Here is a 24,212-nt window from a genome sequence, read left to right on the forward strand (position 1 = left end):
AGAACCTTCCTAATCACCTATCCAATTCTCAATAGGCTAAAGAGATTTATTCCCTTATACATACTAAAAAGCATTTCAAAAGCAGCTCAGCCACTTTTGAAATGCTTTCACTTTATTTTTTTCCGCCATCCTCAGTTACATACGCCCACTTAAAGCTATATTCTGGACTGATGTTATGTTTCACAATTCCTTTTACATTCGGTTTCATTACGTACGATCTTCCTGTTTGATATAAAGGAACTAACCCTGCATCTTCTTCAAGGAATAATTTTTCAGCTTTCCCTAACGTTTCCCAACGTTTTTTCGCATCACTCATTAATTCATTACCTGCTTTTCCTACCATTTCATCGTATTTTGGATTTGAATAACTCATTTGGTTGTACGGGCTCTTCGATTCAAACATATCAATAAATGTCATTGGATCCGCATAGTCTGGACTCCAACCTGCATAAGAAATTTCATAATCTTGCGCAGTTTCTAATTTTAATTTTTGTTTGAATGGCTGAATTTTCGTATTAATCGTTACACCTTTTAAATTTTTCTCAATTTGATCTTTTACATAGTCAGCAATCTTTTTCGCAGTTCCATCATCATAACTTAGTAATTCAATTGTCACTTGATCTTTTCCAAGTTCTTTTTTCGCCGCTTCCCAAGCTGCTGCTCCTTTTTTCGGATTATATTTCAGACCATTTTTAAATGTATCTTGATAATCTTTACCATCTGGCCCTGTCGCAAGTCCTTTTGGAACCAATTGATCTGTTGCTTTTGATCCATTATTTAAAATTACATTTGCCAATCCTTTTTTATCAACTGATAATGCAATTGCTTCACGTAGTTTTTTGCTCTTTAAAGGTGTATCTTGTCCGTTACGTTTTTGATTTAAACGTAAGAAGAATGTACTTGATTCCGCATACTCACCATATTCTTCTTTGTTCGATTTATATTTATCTACAAACTCTCCTGATAGTAATGTAAAATCAATTGATCCTGTATCATATAAGTTTACTTTCGTTGCAACCTCTTTTACTACACTATAGTTAATTTCTTCTAATTTCACAGTCTTTTTATCCCAGTACTTATCATTTTTCTTCAGCTGCCAACCTTGTTCATGTTTCCATGAAGACATAACGAATGGACCGTTATACACAGTTGTATCTGCTTCTAAACCGTACTTATCACCTTTTTCTTTTACGAATTTTTCATTTAATGGATAGTATGATGGGAATGCTAATAAATTTAAGAAATACGGTACCGGTTTTTCTAATTCTACTTCTAGCGTGTAATCATCTACCGCCTTCGCTCCTAATTCAGTTACAGGTTTTTCCCCTTTATTAATCGCTTCTGCATTTTTAATATAGTAAGCAATAAATGCATATTCTGCCGCAGTATTCTTATCAAGTAAGCGCTGCCATGCGAAAACGAAATCTTTCGCTGTTACAGGATCACCATTTGACCATTTTGCATCTTTTCGCAGTTTAAACGTATACTTTTTACCATCTTCACTTTTCGTACTAGACTCTGCCGCAGCAGGAATTGGCTTATTATCTTTATCAAGGCGATATAGGCCTTCCATCGTGTTCCCTAAAATTTGCGCACCTAATGTATCAGTAGATTTAGAAGTATCCATTGTCGGAATTTCTTGGTTTTCCGTACGATTTAATACTTGTTTCGCTGCATATTTAATATCAGATTTTTTTTCTTCCCCACTATTTGATGTAGTAGTCGTTTTCTTTTCCCCACCTGACACAGAACATGCTGTCAATGCAACACTCATCGCTAAAACTGGTACCACAACTGCCGTTAACTTTTTCATCTTTTTTCTCTTCATTTTTGTACCCTCCCTAATTATATGTACATTACCAACCCTTGAGAGACCCCTTACTAAAGATTAATTTTTCGGAAAATTACAACTAATGTTATTCTACTCTTTTTTTCGCATTTGTAAATAGTTTAATTTTAAATATTCTGACTTTTTTGTTTTAGTAGGATTTATCCCCCATCTACTATATGTACATACTATACACCTTATTCTCCTCTATTTAACCATACTAAAAATTAGTATTTTAAGCTCACAAAAAAGCATTTCAAAGTAGCTTAGCTACTTTGAAATGCTTTTTTAACTCTATTATTTTTCAGTTACATATGCCCATTTAAAGCTATATTCCGGACTGATATTATGTTTTACAATACCTTTAATATTTTGTTTTAGAACATATGCATCACCACGTTGGTATAAAGGTACAAGTGCTACATCTTTCTCAAGAAGTAATTTCTCAGCTTTTCCTAGCTCTTCCCAACGTTTCTTCGCGTCACCCATTAATTCAGTGCCAGCTTTTTTAATCATATCATCATACTTAGAATCAGCGAAGCTCATTTGGTTATGAGAATGATTAGACTGGAACATATCTAAGAATGTCATTGGGTCAGCATAGTCAGGTCCCCAACCAGCATATGATAAATCATAATCTTGCTCTGTTTCTAGTTTTAGTTTTTGTTTGAATGGCTGAAGTTTAATATTAACTGTTACACCTTTTAAATTTTTCTCAATTTGGTCTTTTACATATTCCCCTACTTTTTTCGCATTACCAGTATCATAGTTTAATAACTCAATTGTAACTTGGTCTTTACCAAGTTCTTTTTTCGCTTCTTCCCAGGCCGCAGCAGCTTTTTTCGCATCTGGTTTGATACCATTTTTAAATGTTTCTTGGAAGTCTTTTCCGTCTGGTCCAGTCGCTAACCCTTTCGGTACTAAGAAGTCTGCTGGTTTAGATCCGTCATTTAAAATAACGTTTGCTAAGTTTTTCTTATCGATAGAAAGCGCGATTGCTTCACGTAATTTCTGACTCTTTAATGGTGTATCTTGTCCACCACGTTTTTGATTCATACGTAAGAAGAATGTACTTACTTGTGAGTATGTGCCAAACTCCTCTTTGTTATTTCTATATTTGTCAACGAATTCACCTGATAGAAGTGCGAAATCAATTGCACCTGTATCAAATAAGTTAACCCTTGTATTTATTTCTTTTACTACACTATAGTTGATTTCATCTAATTTTACAGTCTTTTTATCCCAATATTGATCATTTTTCTTTAGTTTCCAGCCTTGCTCATGCTTCCAATCAGTAAGAACGAATGGTCCGTTATATACTGTTGTATCAGACTCTAAACCGTATTTATCACCTTTTTCTTTTACGAACTTCTCATTTAATGGATAGTACGATGGGAACGCTACTAAGTTTAAGAAGTATGGTACCGCTTGTTCTAATTCAACTTCTAATGTATAGTCATCTACCGCCTTAACTCCTAGTTCAGTTACTGGTTTTTCACCTTTATTAATCGCCTCTGCATTTTTAATTGGGAATGCGATAAACGCATATTCTGCAGTTGTTTTTGGATCTAATAATCGTTGCCATGCATAAGCAAAGTCTTTTGCTGTTACAGGATCACCATTTGACCATTTTGCATCTTTACGTAGTTTAAATGTATATTTTTTACCATCTTCACTTTTCGTACTAGATTCTGCTGCAGCTGGGATTGGTTTATTATCTTTATCTAATCGATATAACCCTTCCATTGTGTTCCCTAAAATTTGAGAACCTAATGTATCTGTATTTTTTGAAGTATCCATTGTTGGGATCTCATTTGTTTCTGTACGATTTAACACTTGTTTTGCTGCTAATTTTTCCCCTGATTTACTATCTCCACTAGAGCTAGAATTTGTGCTTGTCTTCTTATCTCCACCTGATGTAGAACATGCTGTTAACGCCATGCTCATTGCTAAAACCGGTGCTACAACTGCTGTTAGTTTTTTCATTTGTTTCTTTTTCATTTTGTACCCTCCCTAATTCTTAACGATAGCTATTAAAGAATTTTCTGATAATTCTGTTTTTCTCTATATATTTATCAGACGATTCTTACTAATTCTTATTCTACTAATTTTTTAATTTTTGTAAAGTATTATTATTGAAAATTTTTAAAAAATTATTTTTTTACAGTAATATTCATAAAAATTCCATATTTTGTTCAAACCTTATTTCGCATTCATACACATTCGTTGTTTTAATCACTTTCATCTCATTTACCACTTGAATACTTGTTAATTATTGCTAATAAATAATGCATATATCTAAAAACATCTTTTCTACAAAAATAAAAAAGTCAGCAAAGCTGACTTTTTACCCGACCATTTTTTCTCTTTTCATTTCCTCTACTACTCTCGTATACTTCTCATCATCAAATTCATTTTCACTTTTCGCAACAACTACAGTTGCAATACCGTTACCAATTAAATTAACGATAGCACGTGCTTCTGACATGAAACGATCTACACCAAGTAATAACGCTAAACCTTCTAATGGGATAACATTCATTGCCGATAGGGTAGATGCTAGTACAATGAATCCCCCGCCGGTTACTGCTGCTGCTCCTTTAGATGTAACTAACAAAATAGCTATTATAGTTAATTGTTGACCTAGTGAAAGATCGACGTGAAAAACTTGCGCTAAAAATATAGTTGCCATTGATAAATAAATCGTTGTTCCATCTAAGTTAAAAGAGTAACCTGTTGGAATGACTAAACCTACTACCGGCTTCGAACACCCGAAGTCTTCCATCTTTGTCATCATCCGCGGCAGTACTGATTCTGACGATGATGTCCCGAGAACAATAAGTAATTCTTCTTTAATATGCGCTAAATATTTCCACAAACTAAATTTATACAATTTACAAATAAAATTTAAAACAATAAAAACAAATAATGCCATTGTCGCATATACACAAATCATTAATTTACCAAGTGGTATGAGCGTGCTTAAACCATACTTCCCAATTGTAAATGCCATCCCACCGAATGCTCCAACTGGTGCTAATTTCATTACAATTGATAAAATGTTAAAAAATACTTTCGATAATCTTTCAAAAAAGTCAATAACCGGTTGTCCATTTTTTCCTAACATCGTTAACCCTGCTCCGAATAAAATGGAGAAGAACAGAACTTGTAAAATATCACCTTTGGCAAATGCTTCAAACATGTTAGACGGCACGATATGTAAAAAGAAATCCATCCATTTCATTTCTTGCCCACTTTGTACATATTGCGAAACATCTCCGCCTTTTAGTTTTGAGGGATCTAATCCATCTCCTGGACGTACAACATTCGCTACGATGATACCAATAATTAAAGCCGCTGTTGTAACAATTTCAAAATATAATAGTGCCTTCCCACCAACACGGCCTACCTTTTTCATACTTCCCATACTTGCAATACCGAGCACAATTGTTAAAAAGATAATCGGTGCAATAACCATTTTAATCATATTGATGAATGTTTCACCAATTGGCTTCATTTGTTGTCCAACACTCGGCCAAATTGCCCCTACTGCAATACCACAAATAATGGCCACAATAACTTGGAATGTTAAATTCTTTACGATTCTCATTTTTGATACTCCCCTGTATTTTCATTTCTCCCATACTATTTCAATAATTGCTAATGATATATTCTATGTAATAGCCCCCCTGTTATTTAACTTAAACTATAACTTTATGTTACACTATTATCTTAAACTTGAAAATAGTATATAATATTCACGAATAAAAGACATACTATTTAACGTAATAAAAAAGCAGACATTACATCTGCTTTAATTCTCCTCAATCTGTTTTTCACTTAATCCTAGATGTGTTCTAAGAGTATTACTCAAACTCTGTAGATCTTTTTTATTAGGATTATAATAATATACACGTTGCCCGTTTGGGCCATTAGGTAAGTATAAATCATCACCAGCTAATTGTATTTTTTCAACTGAACCGTTTAAACCGTATTTATAAAAAGATAAAATATCATCCATTACTAAATTTGTTTTAAAATCACCATCAACCGCCTCAACTATTTTTTCTAGCTTCGTAATCGATCCTACACTTTTTAATTTACTTAAAATCGCTTCAATAACAAGTTGTTGGCGCTGTCCTCTCATTGCATCACTATCAATATGGCGCGTTCTTGCTAGTGCAAGTGCTTCTTCCCCATTTAATTTTTGTAATCCTTTTTTCAAATGAATCGCATCAGGTTCATCTTTACTATTTTGCTCCGTAAATTCAACTGGGACATCCACTTCAATACCATCTAACCCATCAACAATTTTAGTAAAGGAACCAAAATTAAATTTCACAAAATAATCAACAGGCACCTGTAACAATTTTTCTACCGCTTCCACAGAAGCTTGCGGTCCTCCATCTTTACCATTTTTAACGAAACCACTTCCATATGCATGGGTTATTTTATCTTTTTTCTTTTCAACTGGAACATATGTATATGTATCACGCGGTATGCTCGTTAATTTCACTGTTTTATCGTCTTTATTAAAAGTCGCTAACAATAATGCATCTGTATGAAATGCACCATTATATTCCTTTTGTCGTTCTTGATTTTCATCAATTCCCATAATTAAAAGTGAAACATGATTTGCAATTGGCTTTACAGATTTCTCACGTAAATTGGATTTTTCACCTCGTGCTAAATTCAAATTAGATTTTTGTACAAGACTAGAAGTTTTCATATATACATAGGCCCCATAGCCAATTCCACCAAATAGTAATACCGCCAGTAGTAAACTTATTATCTTTTTCTTTTTATATTTTTGCTTATTTTTCTCTTCTCTTAAAGATGAATGATTCCCCATTTACTCTCCTCCTGTTTCTATTCATCCAATATGTTTTTCATTTTTTCATATTTAGCGCTATCCTTTTGAAACATACTTTCTTTCAATCCCTTATCTATTTGTATCCATTCAGTCGTAACTGAATATTGAATCAAGCCTTCTTGAAAACTAAGAAATTTCAACATAATCCCTGTATTTTTCTCCACAACCATTTCGAATTTCCCTCTTAAATCTTCAGAGGTGCTAACAGGCATCTCTATGTTTATAACTCCTTCAATTTTGTAACAATCTAATCCAAGATATTTCGTTTCTTTATAATTCCAATCTTTATATCGAATTAATAAATCTGCGAATTCTGATTGAATACTATATTTAGCTAGCCCTACATATTCATCATCATATCTCTTTTTCTCATCTGATTTTCTCACTAACCTTTCCGTAGGATTTAATTTTAATAGTTCATTGTTTCTTTCTTTCGGGTTCCATTTTGTCTCTTTATAGGTATACTTCTCATCATCAAACTCTTTTTTCTTCCCCTCGTTATATATAATTGTTCGTTTTTTGGCTAGTTTATCTTCTTTCGAAGAGATACCTCTTTGTTTCTCCGTATCAATCGCATACTTATATGTTGTAGCAATTCTTGATGAGCTAGAATATTCCTCAAATTGTCCTGAAATATTTTTAAAATAATCAATAGAATCTAGCATTTTTTGATGAATCTTTTCTTTATCTGGATAATGTACATTCGATTTTATTTCTTCTTCATTTTCATAATCAGAAAACGCTTTTTTCTTTACATATTCAAATACTCCACCATTTTGCGCAAAACTTTGTATAGAAAACTCAGTCATAGATACCACTGAAAGTATACAAACCGCTGCACTAATTATCATCATATGAATTTTGTAACTCTTCTTTTTTACCTTAAGATTATGTAGCGTGCTATTAATCTTTTCATTTAACTCTGGAGGTACTATAACATTTTCATCTTTTATTCTCTTTTTTAATTTCTCATCAAATAATTTTTCATTATCCATCCTTTACACCCCCTATTCCATCTTTAATCGTTTTTGTAGTTGTTCCCTCGCACGTGATAATCTTGATTTCACTGTTCCTTTCGGTATTTCTAACAGCTTTGCTATACTCTCTTGATGCATGTCTTCATAGTAATAAAGCACCGTAACAGCTCTTAATTCTTCATGTAACGATTGAATCGCATTACACAAATCTATATCTTCATACTGATCACACGCACTCATAATGTAATCATTCTCTTCTGTCACAATTACATTTTTATACGCTCTAATAATATTGTTACACTCATTTATTAGTATTCGAATTAACCAAGTTTGAAAAAATTCTTCTTTTTTTAATTTTTTTATATTTTCATAGGCTTTTAAAATTGTTGTCTGTATCGCATCCTCTATATTTGTCTCATCACGTAACATCGCCTTTGCTATTCGATACATCTTCGCTTTTTCTGTATGTATAAGCGCTATAAAGGCTTCATGATCACCTTTTTTCGCTAAAGAAACATCCGTTTCTTCTTTTACAATCATTTTATATAAAGGGATTACTTTCACAATTGCTCCTCCTGTTTCATCCTCACTTCATCACTTCCAATTTAACTTTACATGTATTAGACGTATGAACCTAGAAAAAGGTTCATTTTTTTGAATATTTTCTTAATTAAAAAGATAAATATCCTTTATAAGTGTTATGCGATAAACATACTAGTTTAAATTTACAAATAAAAAAAGCCCACTTTCTCAGTGGACTTTCTACTCTATAACGGTAAATCCCTCTTCCTAAATAATACAATCGCTACGATAAAAATACAAAGCGCTACAGTAGTTAAACCTATACTTACCGGCCATATATTATATGATCCTTCAGCAATTTCTTTCGGACGAAACAGCGTGAATAATGATAGGTTTTTCATCCATTCTAACTTATCACTTAACTTCCCTACCATATCCAATACGAAAAATAAAATAGTTAAACTCGCTGAATAACTTAGTGCTTTTCTTTCGTCATTACATATACAAGAAAAGAAAAATGAATACGCACTAATGACTAAAAATATGAGCCCTCCGACTACATTTATCTTCAAAAATAATTCTTTATTTAAGTTGTTATCTTGTAAAAACCATTCTGCACCTACTAACCCAGCTACATACGTAACAGATACAATAATTAGAAGTCCCAATATGAGAACAGCAGCTTGTGTAATCGCAATTTGCACTCTAGATACAGGTGTTGCTAGCAAGTATGCCATTGCTCCTTTATCTACATGACGAGCAATTAAATGTGTCGCAACTGTTACGCAAAAAATTGTTAAAATGATAATAAACAATAGACTATAGTATTCGCCCGCTAGAAAATCCATTACGTTTTGAATCGGACTTTCCATACCAACGATTTTTTTCACACTATCAGGCATGGCAGCTATTAATTCATTTAGCCCTTTCGCTGATACCATTGACGGGAATATCCAAATTAATAACCACAGATATAAAGCTGCACCAGACGCATAACTCAAAATACTTTTTTGTGTTTCTTTCAAACTAGCTAAAAATAATTGCTTATTCATGCGTTACCCCTTCTTTCTTATCGTAATAATGCATAAATAAATGTTCTAAATCCATCGCTCTCGTTTGAAGTGCCGTTACATTATAGTTTGAAAGTGTTTGTAAAACAATTTGATAGTTTCCTTGTACAATGATAGATGCCTCTCTACCTTTTACCGCTTCAAATTGCAAATTACACTTTGTAAGGGACTCAATCTCTTCTTGTGATGATACTGTTACATCTATCACCTGTCTTCTCATACTTTGTAAATCGTGAATATTTTCAACCGTTACGAGTCGACCATCTTTAATAATAGCTACTCTGTCACAAGTTCTCTCAATTTCAGTAAAAATATGTGATGACATTAGGATTGTTTTTCCTCTTTGCTTTTCCTCTAATATTAAATCTATAAACACTTGTTGCATAAGTGGATCAAGTCCAGATGTTGGTTCATCTAAAATTAACACCTCTGGATCGTGCATAAATGCAGCGACTATCCCTACTTTTTGCTTCATTCCTTTAGACATTTTGCGAATCGGTGTTTTCACATCAAATTGCAGACGCTCTATCAGTTCATCTCGTTTTTTCGTATCCTTTAATCCACGCATTCCCTGCATTAATTTTAAAAACTCTAATCCATTCATTCCTTCAATAAAAGAAATTTCACCTGGCAAGTAACCAACTTCCCTTTGAATTTTCGCTGCTTCATTCCAACAATCTAATCCAAAAATTGTCGCTTTACCAGCTGTCGGTTTTATAAATCCCATTAAATTACGAATCGTCGTTGATTTTCCGGCACCATTCGGTCCTAAATAACCAAATACTTCTCCCTCTTTTACATCAAATGTAATATGAAACAAACCTTTTCCATTCGAAAACTGTTTTGTGACATCTTGAACTGAAATCATAATTCCACCTCATTTTTTGAAATATTTAATGTTTGATATTTCAAAATTATTGTACTCCTCATCTTCCATATTCGCAACAACTTTTTGAAATATTTATTAGTCCATATTTCAAAATTATTGTTTTCCATTATTTTTTCTTGTATATTTTAAGTGAGGTGATTGCATTGAACGGCTTTGAAAGAGTAAAAGAAAAGAAAAAGCGTGCCATTAAAGAAGCAGCATTCGTATTATTTTCAGAACGTGGATTTAATGAAGTGAAAATAGAACATATCGCAAAAGAAGCAAACGTTTCTCAAGTTACAATTTATAATCATTTCGGAAGTAAAGATGCGTTATTTAGGGAGCTTATACAAGAATTTATCATATCTGAATTTCAATATTATAAAGAGCTTGCAGAAGAAAAATTACCTTTTCATGATATGATGCAAAAAATGATTGTAAGAAAAATGAATACTGGCGGATTATTTCAACCTGATATGTTACTACAAATGATGCAAAGGGACGAAGAACTCCGTAAGTTTATTTATAGTTATCAAAATGAAAAAATCCTACCCTGGTATTTAGAAATATTAGAACAAGCTCAGCGCAAAAACGAAATTAATCCACACCTTACTAAAGAAATGATGTTACTTTACATTCAAATGTTTACAAAATTAGGTGATGAATTTGGAGCACAACTTCTTGAAGGAGATCGGGAAAAACATATAAAAGATATCGTTACGATGTTCTTTTATGGACTGTCCGTCCCAGAAAAATAATTGTTTCTAAAAAACAAATACAATCACCAAAAAGCCCTTTGGATATTTAAATCTCAAGGGCTTTTTCATATCAAATAAATAGCTAAAACTAACTTTATCTTAAAGAAGTTAAATGCTGCTTTATAGATAACACCTTATTATAGATTAACTCTTTTAGCATAACAGGCTGAATTGAAATAATCGTTTCACCGAAATTCAGAAAATAATTTGAAATAAAATCAGATTCTTGCTTGTTAAAATAGCCTGTTATAATGTAATTTTCATTTTCCTTTTGCAACCTCATGGAAGGGTAATTCTCTTTATCAAAAATGTCTTTTCCTTTTTGATTAACAATGACGCTAAAATCAATTGCATCAGACTTTCTGTGAAAGGTAGTAAGATAACTTAATAATTCTTCAAGATTTTTTGGATGAACATTGCTTGTTTCCACAATAGAAAGAATTTTATCACATCTAATTATTTGAACATGATTTGTCTCAAAATTAAAGATTTTAGCATACCACTGGCCAAATTTAGATTCTATTCGAATAAATTGGGCAACCAATGCTTTCTCCTCACCTTTTTTTAAATATGTTAAATGATAAACTTGCTCAGCAAAAATTCCCTGTAAAATTTCTTTTAAGAACGGACTAAAATTACTATGATTTGTTACTTCAAAGGAAAGCGTTCGTTCCATAATTGAAATATTTTTACTCACATTATCAGGTAATACATGTTTAAATTTATTTTCAAGCGCAATACTTTCTACATTAAATGGTTTTGTCTTGTATCCATTTAGCGTAAGAATTGAAAAGTATAACGCATACATTTCATCCACACTAAAATAAATTGGCGATAACACACTATTTTCTATAATTTTATAACTTCCATTTCTACCTAATTCAGAATATATGGGTACACCTATTTCTTCCAATGATTGAATATCTCGCAACGCAGTACTTTTAGAAATATCATATCTAGCCATTAAATCTTTTAAATTAAAATATCTTTTATTATTTAAGAAAATAAGCATGTCATTTATTCGTTCAATTTTTTTCATATTTCCCTCCCAAAAAGGTATCATGTATTGAAACCTTTTTAATCTATATTATAATTATCAACTAATAAAGGAGTTATATATTTATGACATTAGAGATAGCTATTTTTCTTTCAATGAACGGGCAAGCAAAGGAGGCGATTAACTTTTATACACGTAATTTAGAAGCCAAAAAATTAATGATTGTTACGTATGAAGAACTGGCGAAAAGAGATAGTTCTTTTAAAATTACAAGTGAAAATAAAGATCATATTGCTCACTCTGTTTTACAAATTGGGAATACAAAGCTAATGATAGCAGAAGATACAATGAAGCATAATGAACGTTATAACGTTGGAAATAACATGTCACTTTGCATTCAAAGCGCTAATTTAGAAGAAATACAACGGTTTTATAATAATTTAATTTCCGATAAGCATGTGAAAATAATCTCTCCGCTAGAAAAAAATATATTTAGTGAAGCATATGGTATTATTGAAGATCCTTATGGCATACAAATCCAATTAATGTATGATAAACGACTAAACTAATTAATTAATCATATTCACATATTCCTAATAAAAAAGACACCCATATGTTAAATATATATAACCATTATTAAACATTAAAATATAAAGCTTGTATCGACGATTACCTGGTAATTTTCGATACAGGCTTTTTTTACTTATTCGCTATTTTTCCAAGTAGAATAGAATTGTCTCTTTTTAGTTTTTTGTTTTCTTCTTCTAAATTACCTATTCTTCTTTTTAGGGAATCAATAAGTTTGTCCTTGGAACTTTCACTAAATGTCTGTTTTTTTGTGATAACCTTTAATTTCTGATTTTGTTTTATTATTGCTTCATCAATTGGCTTTATAAGTTCTTCTGGATACGAGTACAAAAACGTTTTACTTACTCCTGCTTTACGGCAAATTTCAGCTTTTGATATAGGGTTACTTATTGGATCATCAAGGAGCGTTAGCTCCTTTAGAACAGCTAAAACAGTTTGCTTCTTTAACCTGCTTTCCATTTTCTTTGATTCAACCATTTTAGAGGTATTTGGACTCATATTAGCCATTAATGGACACCTCCTGTATAGAAATGTTTTGAGGCATCGAATGTTTCACCCTTTTCAATGATTTCCAATGCGGTTTGATAGAACTGAACTACCTTGTCAAATTCCTCAATTTTTTCATTTAGTCCAATTTGTTTCGCTTGGTTTAAATGCGTTGTAAAGGCATCTATTGTATCTATAACTGCGTTTTTATGTCTCGGCAATATCTTTTTCTTAATGCACGTTTTACAAGCCACCTGATGAGGACAGGAGGGCATCTTATAAGGATGCTCACAACATCCGTCACCTTGGTCAAAAATAGCGATAATTTTGTTTTTGACCCATTTGTTATCACCGAAAGTTTCTTCTTGCTCTGGGAGATTGTCTTTAATTGCTGTGGCATCAGATTTAAGAAGCTTATCTTTAAACTCCTTTTTTAAACGTTGTTGGTAGACCTTAATATACTTTTCTGTCATGTTAACTGATGAATGCCCTAAAAAGTTTTTAACAGCGTATATATCGACTCCTGCATCAATCATTTCGGTGGCTACTGTATGCCTAAACTGGTGTGAAGCTATTTTATAAATATCTCCAGACTGTGCACCAATATCTGATAATGGGATTTGATTACATATTTTAGACAGTACATGATGATAAATAGTGGCATAACTAACAGACTCCGTTATCAGAGTTTTTTCTTGAACGAAAGTAATAACTTCCCTAAATAAATACTTTTGCTTATCAGAAGTAGGAGGTAAATCTTTTACCCGTTCCTTTTGGCGTAAAATTGCCCGTTCCACTATATTTCTTCCTTTGGAGTCTTTTAAATGTGCTAATGGAACGACCAAATCTTTTTTGATTTTTGCAATACGATGGTCAAGGAAAAGTTGTGGATCTCCATCCAAATCATATTTCAAACAATCAATATCACTTCCATCTGCAATTAAGTGAGCTATGTCCTCAAAACGTCTTCCTGTATATCTTAAAATGATAATTAAATCCCAATAAGTCGGGGATACAATGGGAGTTTCCTCACTATCTTCCAATAGGGGGATTACTATATTTTCCAAGTAATCATCCAATTTTATTTTAATATGTGGTGGAATGGGTCTTGGTAGGGTTTCTACCGTTTTAGGCGTATCATAACTAATCAATAAAGCGTCTGTTTTTGGTCCATCGGACCATTTATTTTCGTACATGTATCGGAACATAGAACGGGTAGTTATTATCGCTCTGATAGATTTGCAGTTAGAAAGTGAATATATGTCAGGAAGAATTTTTTCGATATGTTCCTGCCTATTTAGCTCCTTAAAAGATTTGATATTCGGAAATTTATCATGCAGTATACTAAAAAAATCACTCAAGCATAGGATGTTTTCTTTAAACGTTTTAGCTTCCCAAGTTCCAAGCATATTTACAAAATACCTTTTTACCGTTGGGCGTAAATGAATATTTTCCAATTTAGTCAATTTAACGATAAATTGAACAGGAGAAAGATGTTTTGGATAATTCTTAAATAACCTTCTTACATCCCACACATCTTCTTTGAGATATTCTTCTCGCTCTTTTGGGTTTTTAATGTACTCAACTTCGTGATGGGGAGGGTAGTCATCTTCGTAGTGTTTTACCTGAACACCCATGTTTTCTAAAAGTTCAGCGAACTTTTCATCTTTGATGGCTGTATACCAAGGACCAGAGCTTTTAAATCCTGCTAATTTAGATAATACGTCATACTTTTTATCTTGGTTTTCAGATTGCTGTAAGACTTCGAAGAACTTCTTCTGTGTCTTCGTCATCCAAGAGGTATCGATAGCTGTAATAGGAAAAGGAGAAAAGGTTGCCTTTGTTCCCAAACTCTTCGAGTTATTTGCTTTTGATGAATTTGCTGCTTCATTTTTTGCCATTTTCTCGCTCCTTCCGTTTCTCTTCTCTATACTCACTCATTCGTTGGTATTCTTTTTTATGGTCTTCTGCATTTAAATGGGCATATATTTGCATCGTGGTTGCAACATCTTTGTGACCAACCCTTTCTTGGATATACTTCCAGTTGATAGGCTCACCTTTACTGATGTACTCTCTTGCTAATTCAGTAACGTGCGTGTGTCTTAGTTTATGGGTGTTCAGTTTAATCCCTGTTTTCCTGTTGTAATGATTAAGGGTGGAGGTAAGTGTCGATTTCTTCATCGGCTTTCCATTATCCATAGGATTATTACTATTAACCACAACAAACAGGAAATCAGTAACAGGGTCACTGTTCACCCAATAGCTACTAATATATCTATCTATCAAAATCATAAGGTCAGGTGGGAGATGAACAAACCTGTCCCTGCCATACCCAGCCTTAGCCCTTGATCCATTTTCGTTGTCTGGTCTGAAACGAATATGTATGCCTTGCTCGCCATAATCAATGTCCTCAAGCTTTACTCCAAGAAGCTCACCAGACCTTACCCCTCCTTCTTTAAGAGTTAAGAGAATGATTTTATCTCGTAAGAGATTGACTGCCTTCAGGTACGTCTGAAAATCCTTTTGATCAATGGTCTTAGGAATAATATGAGGAACTTTTGATTTTAAAGTGTTCTTCTGAACAGTCCTGCTTTTCCGAGTGTGGGATAACATATCTTTATCTCTCATCTCATTTGTAACCATGACATTACGATACACAACAGGATTGTCTTTAATCCTCCCACTAGCTTTAAGCCAAAGGAATAAAGAACTTACCCTATCTACGATGGCATTGACAGTAGAAACTTTAAGGTCGTCTTCAACGTATTCATAATCTAGCATCTCTACATTTTCATAAAATCTATACGGGTTCTTGAGCCATAATTTGAAGTTAGTAAGAATATCAGGTTTTCCATCTAGGTCCAAAATACCCAAACCCTTTATTTTCAAATACACAATGAAATACCATAAGTTGTAGCAATATGTTTTTATCGTATTAGGAGATACTTCTCGTATTGCTCTTGCTTGTATCATATCGAGATATTCTTTTACTAATAGTATAAAATCTAAGTTTTCATCCATAAGATAGTACATTGTCCCATTACCTGTTTGTGCTTCTCTAACAGATACAATCTCATGCCATTTATCCTTTATTGTTTTTTCCTTACGAGATATTGTCATTTAGCTACTAACTCCTTTACTTAAATTCAAGGTCCTCGCACAGAGGCTACGTCTTCCTCCATAAAAATAATATATATAATATTCAGATAATAACATAAAGTATCTATTATTACTATGTATTTTAAATTTATCCGTTTAGATAAAAAAAGATAGTAGGGATAATCAATCCTTACTATCTTTACTCTTATTATTCATATGTCTTTAAGAATTTCGTGTCTTTTTATTTTATAGAAATGACTCTACCCTTTTCACTACTTTCAATCGCTAATTGAATCATTTTAATAACATCTAAACCTTCTTTTGCTGTTACAGGTAGTTCCTCACCATTTAATATACTATCTCGTACACCTTGATAATAATTGTCATAACAACCGACTTCTGTTGGAATACGCTCTAAGCTTTCTTCTGTTTCTAAAGTAGCAAAATTCTCTTCATCGTCTACTCCATAACCGTTATCACCTGGCTTCATTCCATTTTTTAATTGCTCTTCCTGCGAATCCATACCGTACTTCACGATAGAACCTTTCTCTCCATGCACTATAAAATGTGGTCCAGCTTTTTTCACATAACTGCTACTACGTAAAATGACACGTTTAACTCCGTAATGAAGTACTATGTGGAAATAATCATCCACCTCTGCACCTGGTCGTTGTTTTATTACATCTGCACTTATCGCATCTGGTTTCCCGAATATTGATAACGCTTGGTCAATTAAATGCGATCCTAAATCGTATAATATACCGGAGCCTGGTAGATTTTTTTCTCTCCATCGATCACGTACATGTGGACGGAAACGATCAAAATTCGATTCATATGCGTATACATTCCCTACTCTGTTTTCTCCTAACAATTTCTTAATTGTTAAGAAATCATTATCAAAACGACGATTATGATATACGCTTAACATTACATTATGCTGCTCTGCTAATGAAATAAGCTCTTCCCCTTCTTCAATTGAGACAACAAATGGTTTTTCTACAACAACATGCTTACCTTTTAAAATTGCTTCTTTTACATATGGAAAATGAGTTGTATTAGGTGATGTAATAACAACTAAGTCAACATCAGCTCGCTTCACCAATTCATCAATTGTACTAACAACATTAGCGTTTGGTAATGTGTCTTTTACTACCTCTTCTTTTGAGGATAATACAGCACGAATATCATATTCTTCTATTGTTTGTAATAGTGGGATATGAAATGTCGTACTAGAAAAACCAAATCCTACAATCCCTACACCTATTTTTTTCATGTTGCCCCTCCATTTGTGCCGCTTTAACGAGCAGTAAGATTCCTAACCCAAAATTCAGTGAAAGCTAAGGAATTAGGTGAGGAATCAACTGCTTGTTAAAGCCCGATTAGTTGAACTTTATGAGAACGATTTCATTTAGTTATTATAACAAGATTATTATTATTTACATAATAAATTGCCTAGAAAAAAGCATCTTGCTACTATTCATAGCAAGATGCCCTCTTTATTCTGGTCTTTTCTTCGTCCACGTTTCTACTACTTCACCAGTATCATTAACATCTAGCACAAGGCTACCATTACTATACCGGTCTTTATTTCGATACGCTTTCGGATCAATTTCTTCTACAATGTTTTTCTCTGTCTTCATGTAAACTAATTCATCGTCCCGAACGATTTCAATACCGACAATGCGGTACGGATTACGTTTTAATTCTTTGAAAATAACAAGACCTCGCTTCGCCCTCGTTGATTTCTCAATTTCTGATGCTTTTAGGCGTTTTACAGCACCGCGCTGTGTTACGAGAATAAGTTGATCTTTGTCACCATTTAACGGTTTACCAGAAGCGACATAGTCATCTTCTTTTAAATTAATTGCTTTCACTCCAGCAGCTCTTACACCGACTGGACTTACTTCCTCTTCATGGAAAATAAGTGCATATGCACCGTGTGTAGCAAGAACAATATCACTCGTTCCATCTGTCGCAAATATATCGACAACTTCATCATCTTTTTTCAAGTTTACAGCAACGAATGCCCTTGAATAACGCTGAACTTTATATTGATTTAATTCTGTTTTCTTTATCATACCATTTCGTGTTACAAATACGATAAATCGTTTTTCTTCCTCAAAGTTCGGTACAACCGTTGCCCAAATGATTGTTTCATCCCGGTCGAGTGAAACGATATTAGCAACGTGCTGACCTAAATCTTTCCAACGAATATCTGGCATTTCGTATACTGGCAGATATATATAGTTTCCTTTATTCGTAAATAAGAGGACTGTCTCTGTCGTATTCGTATCGAATCGTTCAAGTAAGATGTCACCCTCTTTCATACCGAAGTCTTTGCCGTTTGAGGCATTATGTGAGCGCCATCCAGTACGTTTCACATATCCTTCTTTCGTTACAGTAACGATGACATCTTCTTGTGGGATCATCACTTCTACATCGATTTTAATTTCCTCGATTTGATCTTCAATAATCGCGCGTCGATCATCACTATACGTTTTCTTAACTCTCTTTAAATCAGTTTTAATTACTTGAAGTAATCTTTTTTCACTTTGTAAAATTGCCTGTAGCTCAATAATTTTCTTATTAAGCTCATCTGCTTCTTCTTGTAACGCCGTAATGTCTGTATTCGTTAAGCGATATAATTGCAAGGAAACAATTGCTTCTGCCTGTGCTTCTGTAAAGCCAAATTTTGCACTTAAATTATCTTTCGCGTTACGTTTATCTTTTGAAGCTCGAATTGTCTCAATTACTTGGTCTAAAATCGATAATGCTTTCTTTAAACCTTCTACAATATGTTGACGATTTTCTGCTTTTCTTAATTCATATTGCGAACGTCTCGTAATAACCTCTTTTTGATGTCCAATATAAGCATCTAAAATTTTCGGTAATGTCATAAGTGTTGGACGACGATTATTGATCGCTACCATATTAAAGTTATATGGAATTTGCAAATCTGTATTTTTATATAAATAATTTAAAATACCTTCGGCGTTTGCTTCTTTCTTTAATTCAACAACAATTCGTAAACCAGTACGATCTGTCTCATCACGCACTTCGGCAATACCATCTAACTTTTTATCTAGACGTAATTCATCCATTTTCTTTACAAGGTTTGCCTTATTCACTTCGTAAGGAATTTCAGTGATTACAATTTGTTGTTTCCCACCACGCACTGTTTCAACTTCTGCTTTTCCGCGAATAATAATTTTACCTTTACCAGTTTCATACGCCTTTTTAATACCATCAATCCCCTGAATAATACCGCCTGTTGGGAAATCTGGTCCTTTCATAACTGTTAATAAATCATCAACAGTACTATTTGGCTTATCAATACGCATCATTGTAGCATCAATAACTTCTCCAAGATGATGCGGAGGAATTTCTGTTGCATAACCAGCGGAAATCCCTGTAGATCCGTTCACTAATAAATTCGGGAACGCTGCTGGTAATACAACTGGTTCTTCACTCGTATCATCAAAGTTTGATACGAATTCTACTGTTTCTTTATCAAGATCACGTAATAACTCAGATGCAATTGGTGATAAACGAGCTTCCGTATAACGCATTGCTGCTGCTGGATCCCCGTCAACACTACCGTTATTACCATGCATTTCAACTAAAACATTACGTACTTTCCAAGTTTGGCTTAAACGTACCATCGCCTCATATACAGAGGAATCACCATGTGGATGATAATTACCAATAACGTTACCGACTGTTTTAGCTGACTTACGGAACGCTTTATCATGTACATTACCTTCTACATACATAGAATATAAAATACGTCTTTGTACTGGCTTTAAGCCGTCACGCGCATCTGGAAGTGCACGATCTTGAATAATATATTTACTATAACGTGCAAAGCGATCACCTAACACGTCTTCAAGCGGGAGGTCATGAAACTTCTCTGCTTGCATGTTATTCCACCTCCGTCTCCATAATCATTTCATTTTCTAAAATATTTCCTTCTTCTTGCATACCAAACTGTACATTACGTTCAATCCATTTACGGCGCGGTTCTACTTTATCGCCCATTAACGTTGTAACGCGGCGCTCTGCCCTAGCTGCATCATCAATTTTCACGCGAATTAATGTACGCGTTTCAGGATTCATTGTTGTTTCCCATAATTGATCCGCATTCATTTCACCAAGTCCTTTATAACGTTGTAACATATAGCCTTTTCCAACTTTTTTCGTTACACCGTCTAATTCCTCATCTGACCAAGCGTATTCAATTACCTCACTCTTACCTTTTCCTTTACTTACTTTGTATAAAGGGGGAAGTGCGATAAATACTTTACCAGCTTCGATAAGTGGCTTCATATATCTGTAGAAGAACGTTAATAACAATACTTGAATATGAGCCCCATCCGTATCGGCATCGGTCATAATTACAACTTTATCGTAGTTAATATCTTCAACATCAAATTCATTTCCTACACCGCCGCCAATCGCATAAATGATTGTATTAATCTCTTCATTCTTAAAGATATCAGCAAGCTTTGCTTTTTCTGTATTAATTACTTTACCACGTAACGGTAATACGGCCTGGAAACGTCGGTCTCGTCCTTGTTTTGCAGAACCACCGGCAGAGTCACCCTCTACTAGGTATAGTTCATTTTTTTGCGGGTTACGTGATTGTGCAGGTGTTAATTTCCCGCTTAACGTACCTTCTGATTTTTTCTTCTTCTTACCACTACGCGCTTCTTCTCTTGCTTTACGGGCTGCTTCACGGGCTTGTGCTGCTTTAATTGCTTTTCTCACAAGAAGTGTAGCTACATCAGGATTTTCTTCTAAAAAGTATGCTAAATGCTCAGATACAATGGCATCAATTGAAGAACGCGCTTCACTTGTACCTAGTTTCCCCTTCGTTTGCCCTTCAAACTGAAGCACTTCTTCTGGTACACGTACCGAAACGATAGCCGCTACACCTTCACGAATATCTGTACCTTCTAAGTTTTTATCTTTTTCTTTTAATAGTGCTACTTTACGAGCATACTCGTTAAACACACGCGTCATCGCTGTTTTAAATCCAGCTTCGTGTGTTCCACCATCTTTTGTACGTACGTTATTTACAAACGATAAAATGTTTTCTGAGTAGCCATCGTTAAATTGAAATGCTAGTTCTGCTTCAATTCCATTTTGTTCACCAGTGAAATATACAACTGGATGAATGGAATCTTTTTCTTCGTTTAAATAGGAAACGAAAGCTTCAATTCCCGTTTCATAATGAAATACATCCTCTAAATCATTTCGTTCATCTTTTATTGAGATTTTCATCCCTTTTAATAAGAATGCAGATTCACGTAATCTCTCACATAATGTTTCATAATTATAATTTGTTGTGCTGAAAATCGTTGTATCTGGTTTGAAATGCATCGTAGTACCAGACTCTTTCGTCTTCCCGATTTTCTCAAGCGTCGTTACAGGAACACCGCCATTTTCAAAGCGTTGTTCGTAAATATTTCCGTCACGCTTAATCGTTACGACTAACCATTCTGATAAGGCGTTTACAACCGATGCCCCAACACCGTGTAAACCACCACTCGTTTTGTAACCACCTTGACCAAACTTACCACCGGCATGAAGTACAGTTAAAATAACTTCAGGTGTAGGTTTCCCAAGTTTATGCATTCCCGTAGGCATTCCTCGCCCTTTATCTATAACGCTAATACTATTATCTTTATGTATTACGACTGAAATTTCGTCGCCAAATCCCGCTAACGCTTCGTCAACGGAGTTATCTACTATTTCATATACTAAATGATGCAATCCACGGCTGTCCGTGCTCCCGATATACATACCCGGGCGTTTTCGAACGGCTTCAAGTCCTTCTAACACTTGAATCGCATCTTCATTATATTGGAACTGATGCTTCGCCAAACTCCTTGCCCCTTTCCTAATCCAAAATCAGAACATATGTTTCTATTATAGAATAACGCCTCGACTATCGTTTTGGCAAGTTATCTTATCTCTTTTATATACCATTTTCAATAGAAAAATCCTTGTTTTCTCACAAGGATTCCTCTAGGCTACTATTTCAGAAAAATAATCGTTTGTCAACGAGAAATGGATATGTATTCCAAGATTACACATTCCAAACCTTTATTATGATCCAAATGATCAAGATCCAAAATGGGATTACAAGTAACAATCCCCAAAAACAGCCTTTAAAAAATCTCATGATGAACACCTCGTTCATCGGCCCTACTTATCTATAATGAGGGCTGAATCAATCTTTCTACCTTTAAATCTATACTATTTTGTCATCGCATGTTCTACTTTAATACAACGATCCATTATTACAGTATAGTCTTTTTCTTTTAAAAGTTTATATGTATCCTCATCTTGTACTCCTAATTGTGCCCAAAAAACATCTGCATCAATCTCTACAAATTCTTTTGCAACATCCATTAAAAACTCTGAGCGACGAAATACATTTACAATGTCAACGTGTTCCTTAATATCCTTTAGTGAAGAAACTGCCTTTTCTCCGAGCACCTCATCTACTGTTGGATTAACTGGAATAATGCGGTATCCAGCATCTTGCATTGCTTTTGAAACCATATACGATGTACGTTCTGGCTTATCTGATAATCCAACAACCGCAATTGTTTTGCTTTTCTTTAACACTTCACCAATTTCCGTACGAGTTGGGTTTTCAATTGTCATAATTAATCCCTCCTATTCCTTTAGTATAGCCGATAAAGAAAGTCTCTTTCAATATGAAAGAGACTTTCTTTTATTTCGATTATTGATTCTTTGTAGCTGAATTATCTGCTAAAGTAGCCGATTTCGTCATTTTTTGACCGTTACGGTAGAATGTAACTTCTACTTTCTCGCCTACTTTTTTCTTTTCATATAAATATTTACGGAATTGAAGAGCATTCTCTACTTTTTGATTATCTAATGCTACTACAATATCATATTGCTCTAAACCAGCTTTTTCAGCTGGTGATATTGGGTAAATTTTACCTAATACAACGCCGTTTGTTACTTCTTTCGGTACTTTCAATTGATTGACTGCATAAGCTTGCACATCTTCTAGTGAAACAACACCTACTCCAAGAGCTGGACGTTTTACTACTCCATCTTTTTCAAGAGATTCAATAACTGGTTTTGCGATGTTAATTGGAATAGCAAATCCAATTCCTTCAACTTCTTGTTGTGCAATTTTACTTGAATTAATCCCAATTATTTCACCATTTTGGTTAAATAATGCACCACCACTATTACCTGGATTAATCGCTGCATCCGTTTGAATAACTTGTGCTTGCCAATCTGGTCGTTTATCCCCATCAATATCAACCGGAATTTCGCGTTCTTTACTACTGATTATACCTTCCGTTACACTTCCATCAAATCCAAGTGGATTACCGATTGCAATGGCTTTTTCACCCGCACGAAGTTTACTTGAATCACCTAAAGTGGCAACTTTATTTACATTAGATCCATCAATTTCAACAACCGCTAAGTCTAACCAAGGGTCCTTACCAACTAATTTCGCATCAACTTGCTTTCCGTCGCTCAGCTTCACAGCAAGTTTATTTGCTCCATCTACTACGTGGTTGTTTGTTACAATATATGCTTTATTTCCTGCTTTTTTATAAATAACACCTGATCCTGAACCGGCTTGTTGTTCTTGACCTGTCGGTTGCATTGCAAATGGATCAACACTTTGTTGCATATTAATAACACCTACAACAACATCTTTCGCCCCTTCAATCATACCAGGTAAATCAGTTTCATTTTTCGCTTTATTTACAACAGGAACTACAGTACCTTCTACTTTTGAATCCGAACTAAATGATGATACTGGCGCTCCATTATTTTGAGCCCATGGCATATATGGTGCTGCAAAACTAATCGAAACCGCTCCGACTACAGCTCCCACTAAACCTGTGAAGAAATAGCCTTTTTTACTACCTGATTTTCTCACTTCTCTCGTTTCACTATGCTCTTCATTTAAATTTGGTCCGTCGTAATATCCCATGTTTTATTTCCCCTCTCTGGTGAATTCGTATTTTCAGTATAGTCACGTTTTGTGTCCTTCTTGTGAACTCATCGTGAAATCCAATTAAAAAAATACACTTATCTAACATTGTAGACAAAAAAAGTATTTTTTGTACATTTTACCTTCAAA

19 protein-coding genes are annotated in these 24,212 nt (G+C 34.0%); 2 read left to right on the forward strand and 17 right to left on the reverse strand.

Annotated elements, in window-relative coordinates; all coding sequences use genetic code 11:
* Positions 1-112: 112 nt before the first annotated feature.
* From ACX9TM_RS18040 to ACX9TM_RS18075, 8 genes are all read right to left on the reverse strand, one after another.
* A complete protein-coding gene (locus ACX9TM_RS18040; RefSeq protein ID WP_063220816.1) occupies positions 113-1,828 on the reverse strand; it encodes a peptide ABC transporter substrate-binding protein in 1,716 nt (571 codons plus the stop codon).
* Positions 1,829-2,125: 297 nt separating this feature from the next.
* Positions 2,126-3,829, reverse strand: coding sequence for a peptide ABC transporter substrate-binding protein (locus tag ACX9TM_RS18045; RefSeq protein ID WP_000730163.1), 1,704 nt, complete (start codon positions 3,827-3,829; stop codon positions 2,126-2,128).
* A 346-nt stretch (positions 3,830-4,175) separates the two neighbouring features.
* Positions 4,176-5,438 (reverse strand): dicarboxylate/amino acid:cation symporter, encoded by a 1,263-nt coding sequence (locus ACX9TM_RS18050; RefSeq protein WP_001223628.1) that lies wholly within the window; start codon positions 5,436-5,438, stop codon positions 4,176-4,178.
* 204 nt (positions 5,439-5,642) lie between these two features.
* Positions 5,643-6,680, reverse strand: coding sequence for an LCP family protein (locus ACX9TM_RS18055; protein ID WP_000526726.1), 1,038 nt, complete (start codon positions 6,678-6,680; stop codon positions 5,643-5,645).
* Between the two features lie 17 nt (positions 6,681-6,697).
* Positions 6,698-7,696: a hypothetical protein gene (locus ACX9TM_RS18060; RefSeq protein ID WP_063220815.1), complete on the reverse strand. Its 999-nt coding sequence runs from the start codon at positions 7,694-7,696 to the stop codon at positions 6,698-6,700.
* A gap of 12 nt (positions 7,697-7,708) precedes the next feature.
* On the reverse strand, positions 7,709-8,242 hold the full coding sequence (locus tag ACX9TM_RS18065) for a sigma-70 family RNA polymerase sigma factor (RefSeq protein ID WP_000864729.1): 534 nt from the start codon (positions 8,240-8,242) through the stop codon (positions 7,709-7,711).
* Positions 8,243-8,445: 203 nt separating this feature from the next.
* Positions 8,446-9,252 (reverse strand): ABC transporter permease subunit, encoded by an 807-nt coding sequence (locus tag ACX9TM_RS18070; RefSeq protein ID WP_001041427.1) that lies wholly within the window; start codon positions 9,250-9,252, stop codon positions 8,446-8,448.
* A complete protein-coding gene (locus ACX9TM_RS18075; RefSeq protein ID WP_063220814.1) occupies positions 9,245-10,138 on the reverse strand; it encodes an ABC transporter ATP-binding protein in 894 nt (297 codons plus the stop codon). The genes ACX9TM_RS18070 and ACX9TM_RS18075 overlap by 8 nt, the downstream gene beginning before the upstream one ends.
* A 155-nt stretch (positions 10,139-10,293) precedes the next feature.
* Here ACX9TM_RS18075 and ACX9TM_RS18080 point away from each other — a divergent pair, with 155 nt between their 5' ends.
* On the forward strand, positions 10,294-10,896 hold the full coding sequence (locus ACX9TM_RS18080; RefSeq protein ID WP_002041614.1) for a TetR/AcrR family transcriptional regulator: 603 nt from the start codon (positions 10,294-10,296) through the stop codon (positions 10,894-10,896).
* A gap of 94 nt (positions 10,897-10,990) precedes the next feature.
* Here the strand turns inward: ACX9TM_RS18080 and ACX9TM_RS18085 are convergent, their stop codons facing one another.
* Positions 10,991-11,959, reverse strand: coding sequence for a helix-turn-helix transcriptional regulator (locus ACX9TM_RS18085; RefSeq protein WP_063220813.1), 969 nt, complete (start codon positions 11,957-11,959; stop codon positions 10,991-10,993).
* 59 nt (positions 11,960-12,018) lie between these two features.
* Between ACX9TM_RS18085 and ACX9TM_RS18090 the strand changes: the two genes are divergently transcribed.
* Positions 12,019-12,462 carry a VOC family protein gene (locus ACX9TM_RS18090; RefSeq protein ID WP_000171342.1) on the forward strand — a complete coding sequence of 148 codons (444 nt, stop codon included), beginning with the start codon at positions 12,019-12,021 and terminating at the stop codon, positions 12,460-12,462.
* 130 nt (positions 12,463-12,592) lie between these two features.
* On the opposite strand, the gene ACX9TM_RS18095 is transcribed toward ACX9TM_RS18090, so the two are convergent.
* The 8 genes from ACX9TM_RS18095 to ACX9TM_RS18130 all read right to left on the reverse strand — a co-directional run bounded on the left by ACX9TM_RS18095 (position 12,593) and on the right by ACX9TM_RS18130 (position 24,062).
* Positions 12,593-12,988 carry a DUF6262 family protein gene (locus tag ACX9TM_RS18095; RefSeq protein ID WP_000002619.1) on the reverse strand — a complete coding sequence of 132 codons (396 nt, stop codon included), beginning with the start codon at positions 12,986-12,988 and terminating at the stop codon, positions 12,593-12,595.
* The gene (locus ACX9TM_RS18100; RefSeq protein WP_001096999.1) at positions 12,988-14,868 is read right to left on the reverse strand and encodes a site-specific integrase; all 1,881 of its coding nucleotides are present in this window, start codon (positions 14,866-14,868) and stop codon (positions 12,988-12,990) included. The genes ACX9TM_RS18095 and ACX9TM_RS18100 overlap by 1 nt, the downstream gene beginning before the upstream one ends.
* Positions 14,855-16,087 carry a tyrosine-type recombinase/integrase gene (locus ACX9TM_RS18105; protein WP_000156041.1) on the reverse strand — a complete coding sequence of 411 codons (1,233 nt, stop codon included), beginning with the start codon at positions 16,085-16,087 and terminating at the stop codon, positions 14,855-14,857. Before ACX9TM_RS18105 ends, ACX9TM_RS18100 begins: the two co-directional genes overlap by 14 nt.
* Positions 16,088-16,307: 220 nt before the next feature.
* Positions 16,308-17,339: an oxidoreductase gene (locus ACX9TM_RS18110; RefSeq protein WP_063220548.1), complete on the reverse strand. Its 1,032-nt coding sequence runs from the start codon at positions 17,337-17,339 to the stop codon at positions 16,308-16,310.
* A 223-nt stretch (positions 17,340-17,562) separates the two neighbouring features.
* Positions 17,563-19,986: a DNA topoisomerase IV subunit A gene (gene parC / locus ACX9TM_RS18115; protein WP_001147464.1), complete on the reverse strand. Its 2,424-nt coding sequence runs from the start codon at positions 19,984-19,986 to the stop codon at positions 17,563-17,565.
* 1 nt (position 19,987) lies between these two features.
* The gene (gene parE, locus ACX9TM_RS18120) at positions 19,988-21,952 is read right to left on the reverse strand and encodes a DNA topoisomerase IV subunit B (protein ID WP_001062202.1); all 1,965 of its coding nucleotides are present in this window, start codon (positions 21,950-21,952) and stop codon (positions 19,988-19,990) included.
* A gap of 375 nt (positions 21,953-22,327) precedes the next feature.
* On the reverse strand, positions 22,328-22,741 hold the full coding sequence (locus ACX9TM_RS18125) for a CoA-binding protein (protein ID WP_000151390.1): 414 nt from the start codon (positions 22,739-22,741) through the stop codon (positions 22,328-22,330).
* Positions 22,742-22,820: 79 nt separating this feature from the next.
* Complete coding sequence (locus ACX9TM_RS18130; RefSeq protein WP_000542646.1) at positions 22,821-24,062, reverse strand: S1C family serine protease; 1,242 nt, start codon at positions 24,060-24,062, stop codon at positions 22,821-22,823.
* Between the last annotated feature and the right edge of the window lie 150 nt (positions 24,063-24,212).

The organism is Bacillus sp. LH1, from assembly GCF_057924895.1.

What these genes read in the sequence shown, in the direction of transcription:
- ACX9TM_RS18040 (WP_063220816.1), bottom strand. Translation starts at nt 1,828, where the DNA reads ATGAAGAGAAAAAAGATGAAAAAGTTAACGGCAGTTGTGGTACCAGTT.
- ACX9TM_RS18045 (WP_000730163.1), bottom strand. Translation starts at nt 3,829, where the DNA reads ATGAAAAAGAAACAAATGAAAAAACTAACAGCAGTTGTAGCACCGGTT.
- ACX9TM_RS18050 (WP_001223628.1), bottom strand. Translation starts at nt 5,438, where the DNA reads ATGAGAATCGTAAAGAATTTAACATTCCAAGTTATTGTGGCCATTATT.
- ACX9TM_RS18055 (WP_000526726.1), bottom strand. Translation starts at nt 6,680, where the DNA reads ATGGGGAATCATTCATCTTTAAGAGAAGAGAAAAATAAGCAAAAATAT.
- ACX9TM_RS18060 (WP_063220815.1), bottom strand. Translation starts at nt 7,696, where the DNA reads ATGGATAATGAAAAATTATTTGATGAGAAATTAAAAAAGAGAATAAAA.
- ACX9TM_RS18070 (WP_001041427.1), bottom strand. Translation starts at nt 9,252, where the DNA reads ATGAATAAGCAATTATTTTTAGCTAGTTTGAAAGAAACACAAAAAAGT.
- ACX9TM_RS18075 (WP_063220814.1), bottom strand. Translation starts at nt 10,138, where the DNA reads ATGATTTCAGTTCAAGATGTCACAAAACAGTTTTCGAATGGAAAAGGT.
- ACX9TM_RS18085 (WP_063220813.1), bottom strand. Translation starts at nt 11,959, where the DNA reads ATGATACCTTTTTGGGAGGGAAATATGAAAAAAATTGAACGAATAAAT.
- ACX9TM_RS18090 (WP_000171342.1), top strand. Translation starts at nt 12,019, where the DNA reads ATGACATTAGAGATAGCTATTTTTCTTTCAATGAACGGGCAAGCAAAG.
- ACX9TM_RS18095 (WP_000002619.1), bottom strand. Translation starts at nt 12,988, where the DNA reads ATGGCTAATATGAGTCCAAATACCTCTAAAATGGTTGAATCAAAGAAA.
- ACX9TM_RS18100 (WP_001096999.1), bottom strand. Translation starts at nt 14,868, where the DNA reads ATGGCAAAAAATGAAGCAGCAAATTCATCAAAAGCAAATAACTCGAAG.
- ACX9TM_RS18105 (WP_000156041.1), bottom strand. Translation starts at nt 16,087, where the DNA reads ATGACAATATCTCGTAAGGAAAAAACAATAAAGGATAAATGGCATGAG.
- ACX9TM_RS18110 (WP_063220548.1), bottom strand. Translation starts at nt 17,339, where the DNA reads ATGAAAAAAATAGGTGTAGGGATTGTAGGATTTGGTTTTTCTAGTACG.
- parC (WP_001147464.1), bottom strand. Translation starts at nt 19,986, where the DNA reads ATGCAAGCAGAGAAGTTTCATGACCTCCCGCTTGAAGACGTGTTAGGT.
- ACX9TM_RS18125 (WP_000151390.1), bottom strand. Translation starts at nt 22,741, where the DNA reads ATGACAATTGAAAACCCAACTCGTACGGAAATTGGTGAAGTGTTAAAG.
- ACX9TM_RS18130 (WP_000542646.1), bottom strand. Translation starts at nt 24,062, where the DNA reads ATGGGATATTACGACGGACCAAATTTAAATGAAGAGCATAGTGAAACG.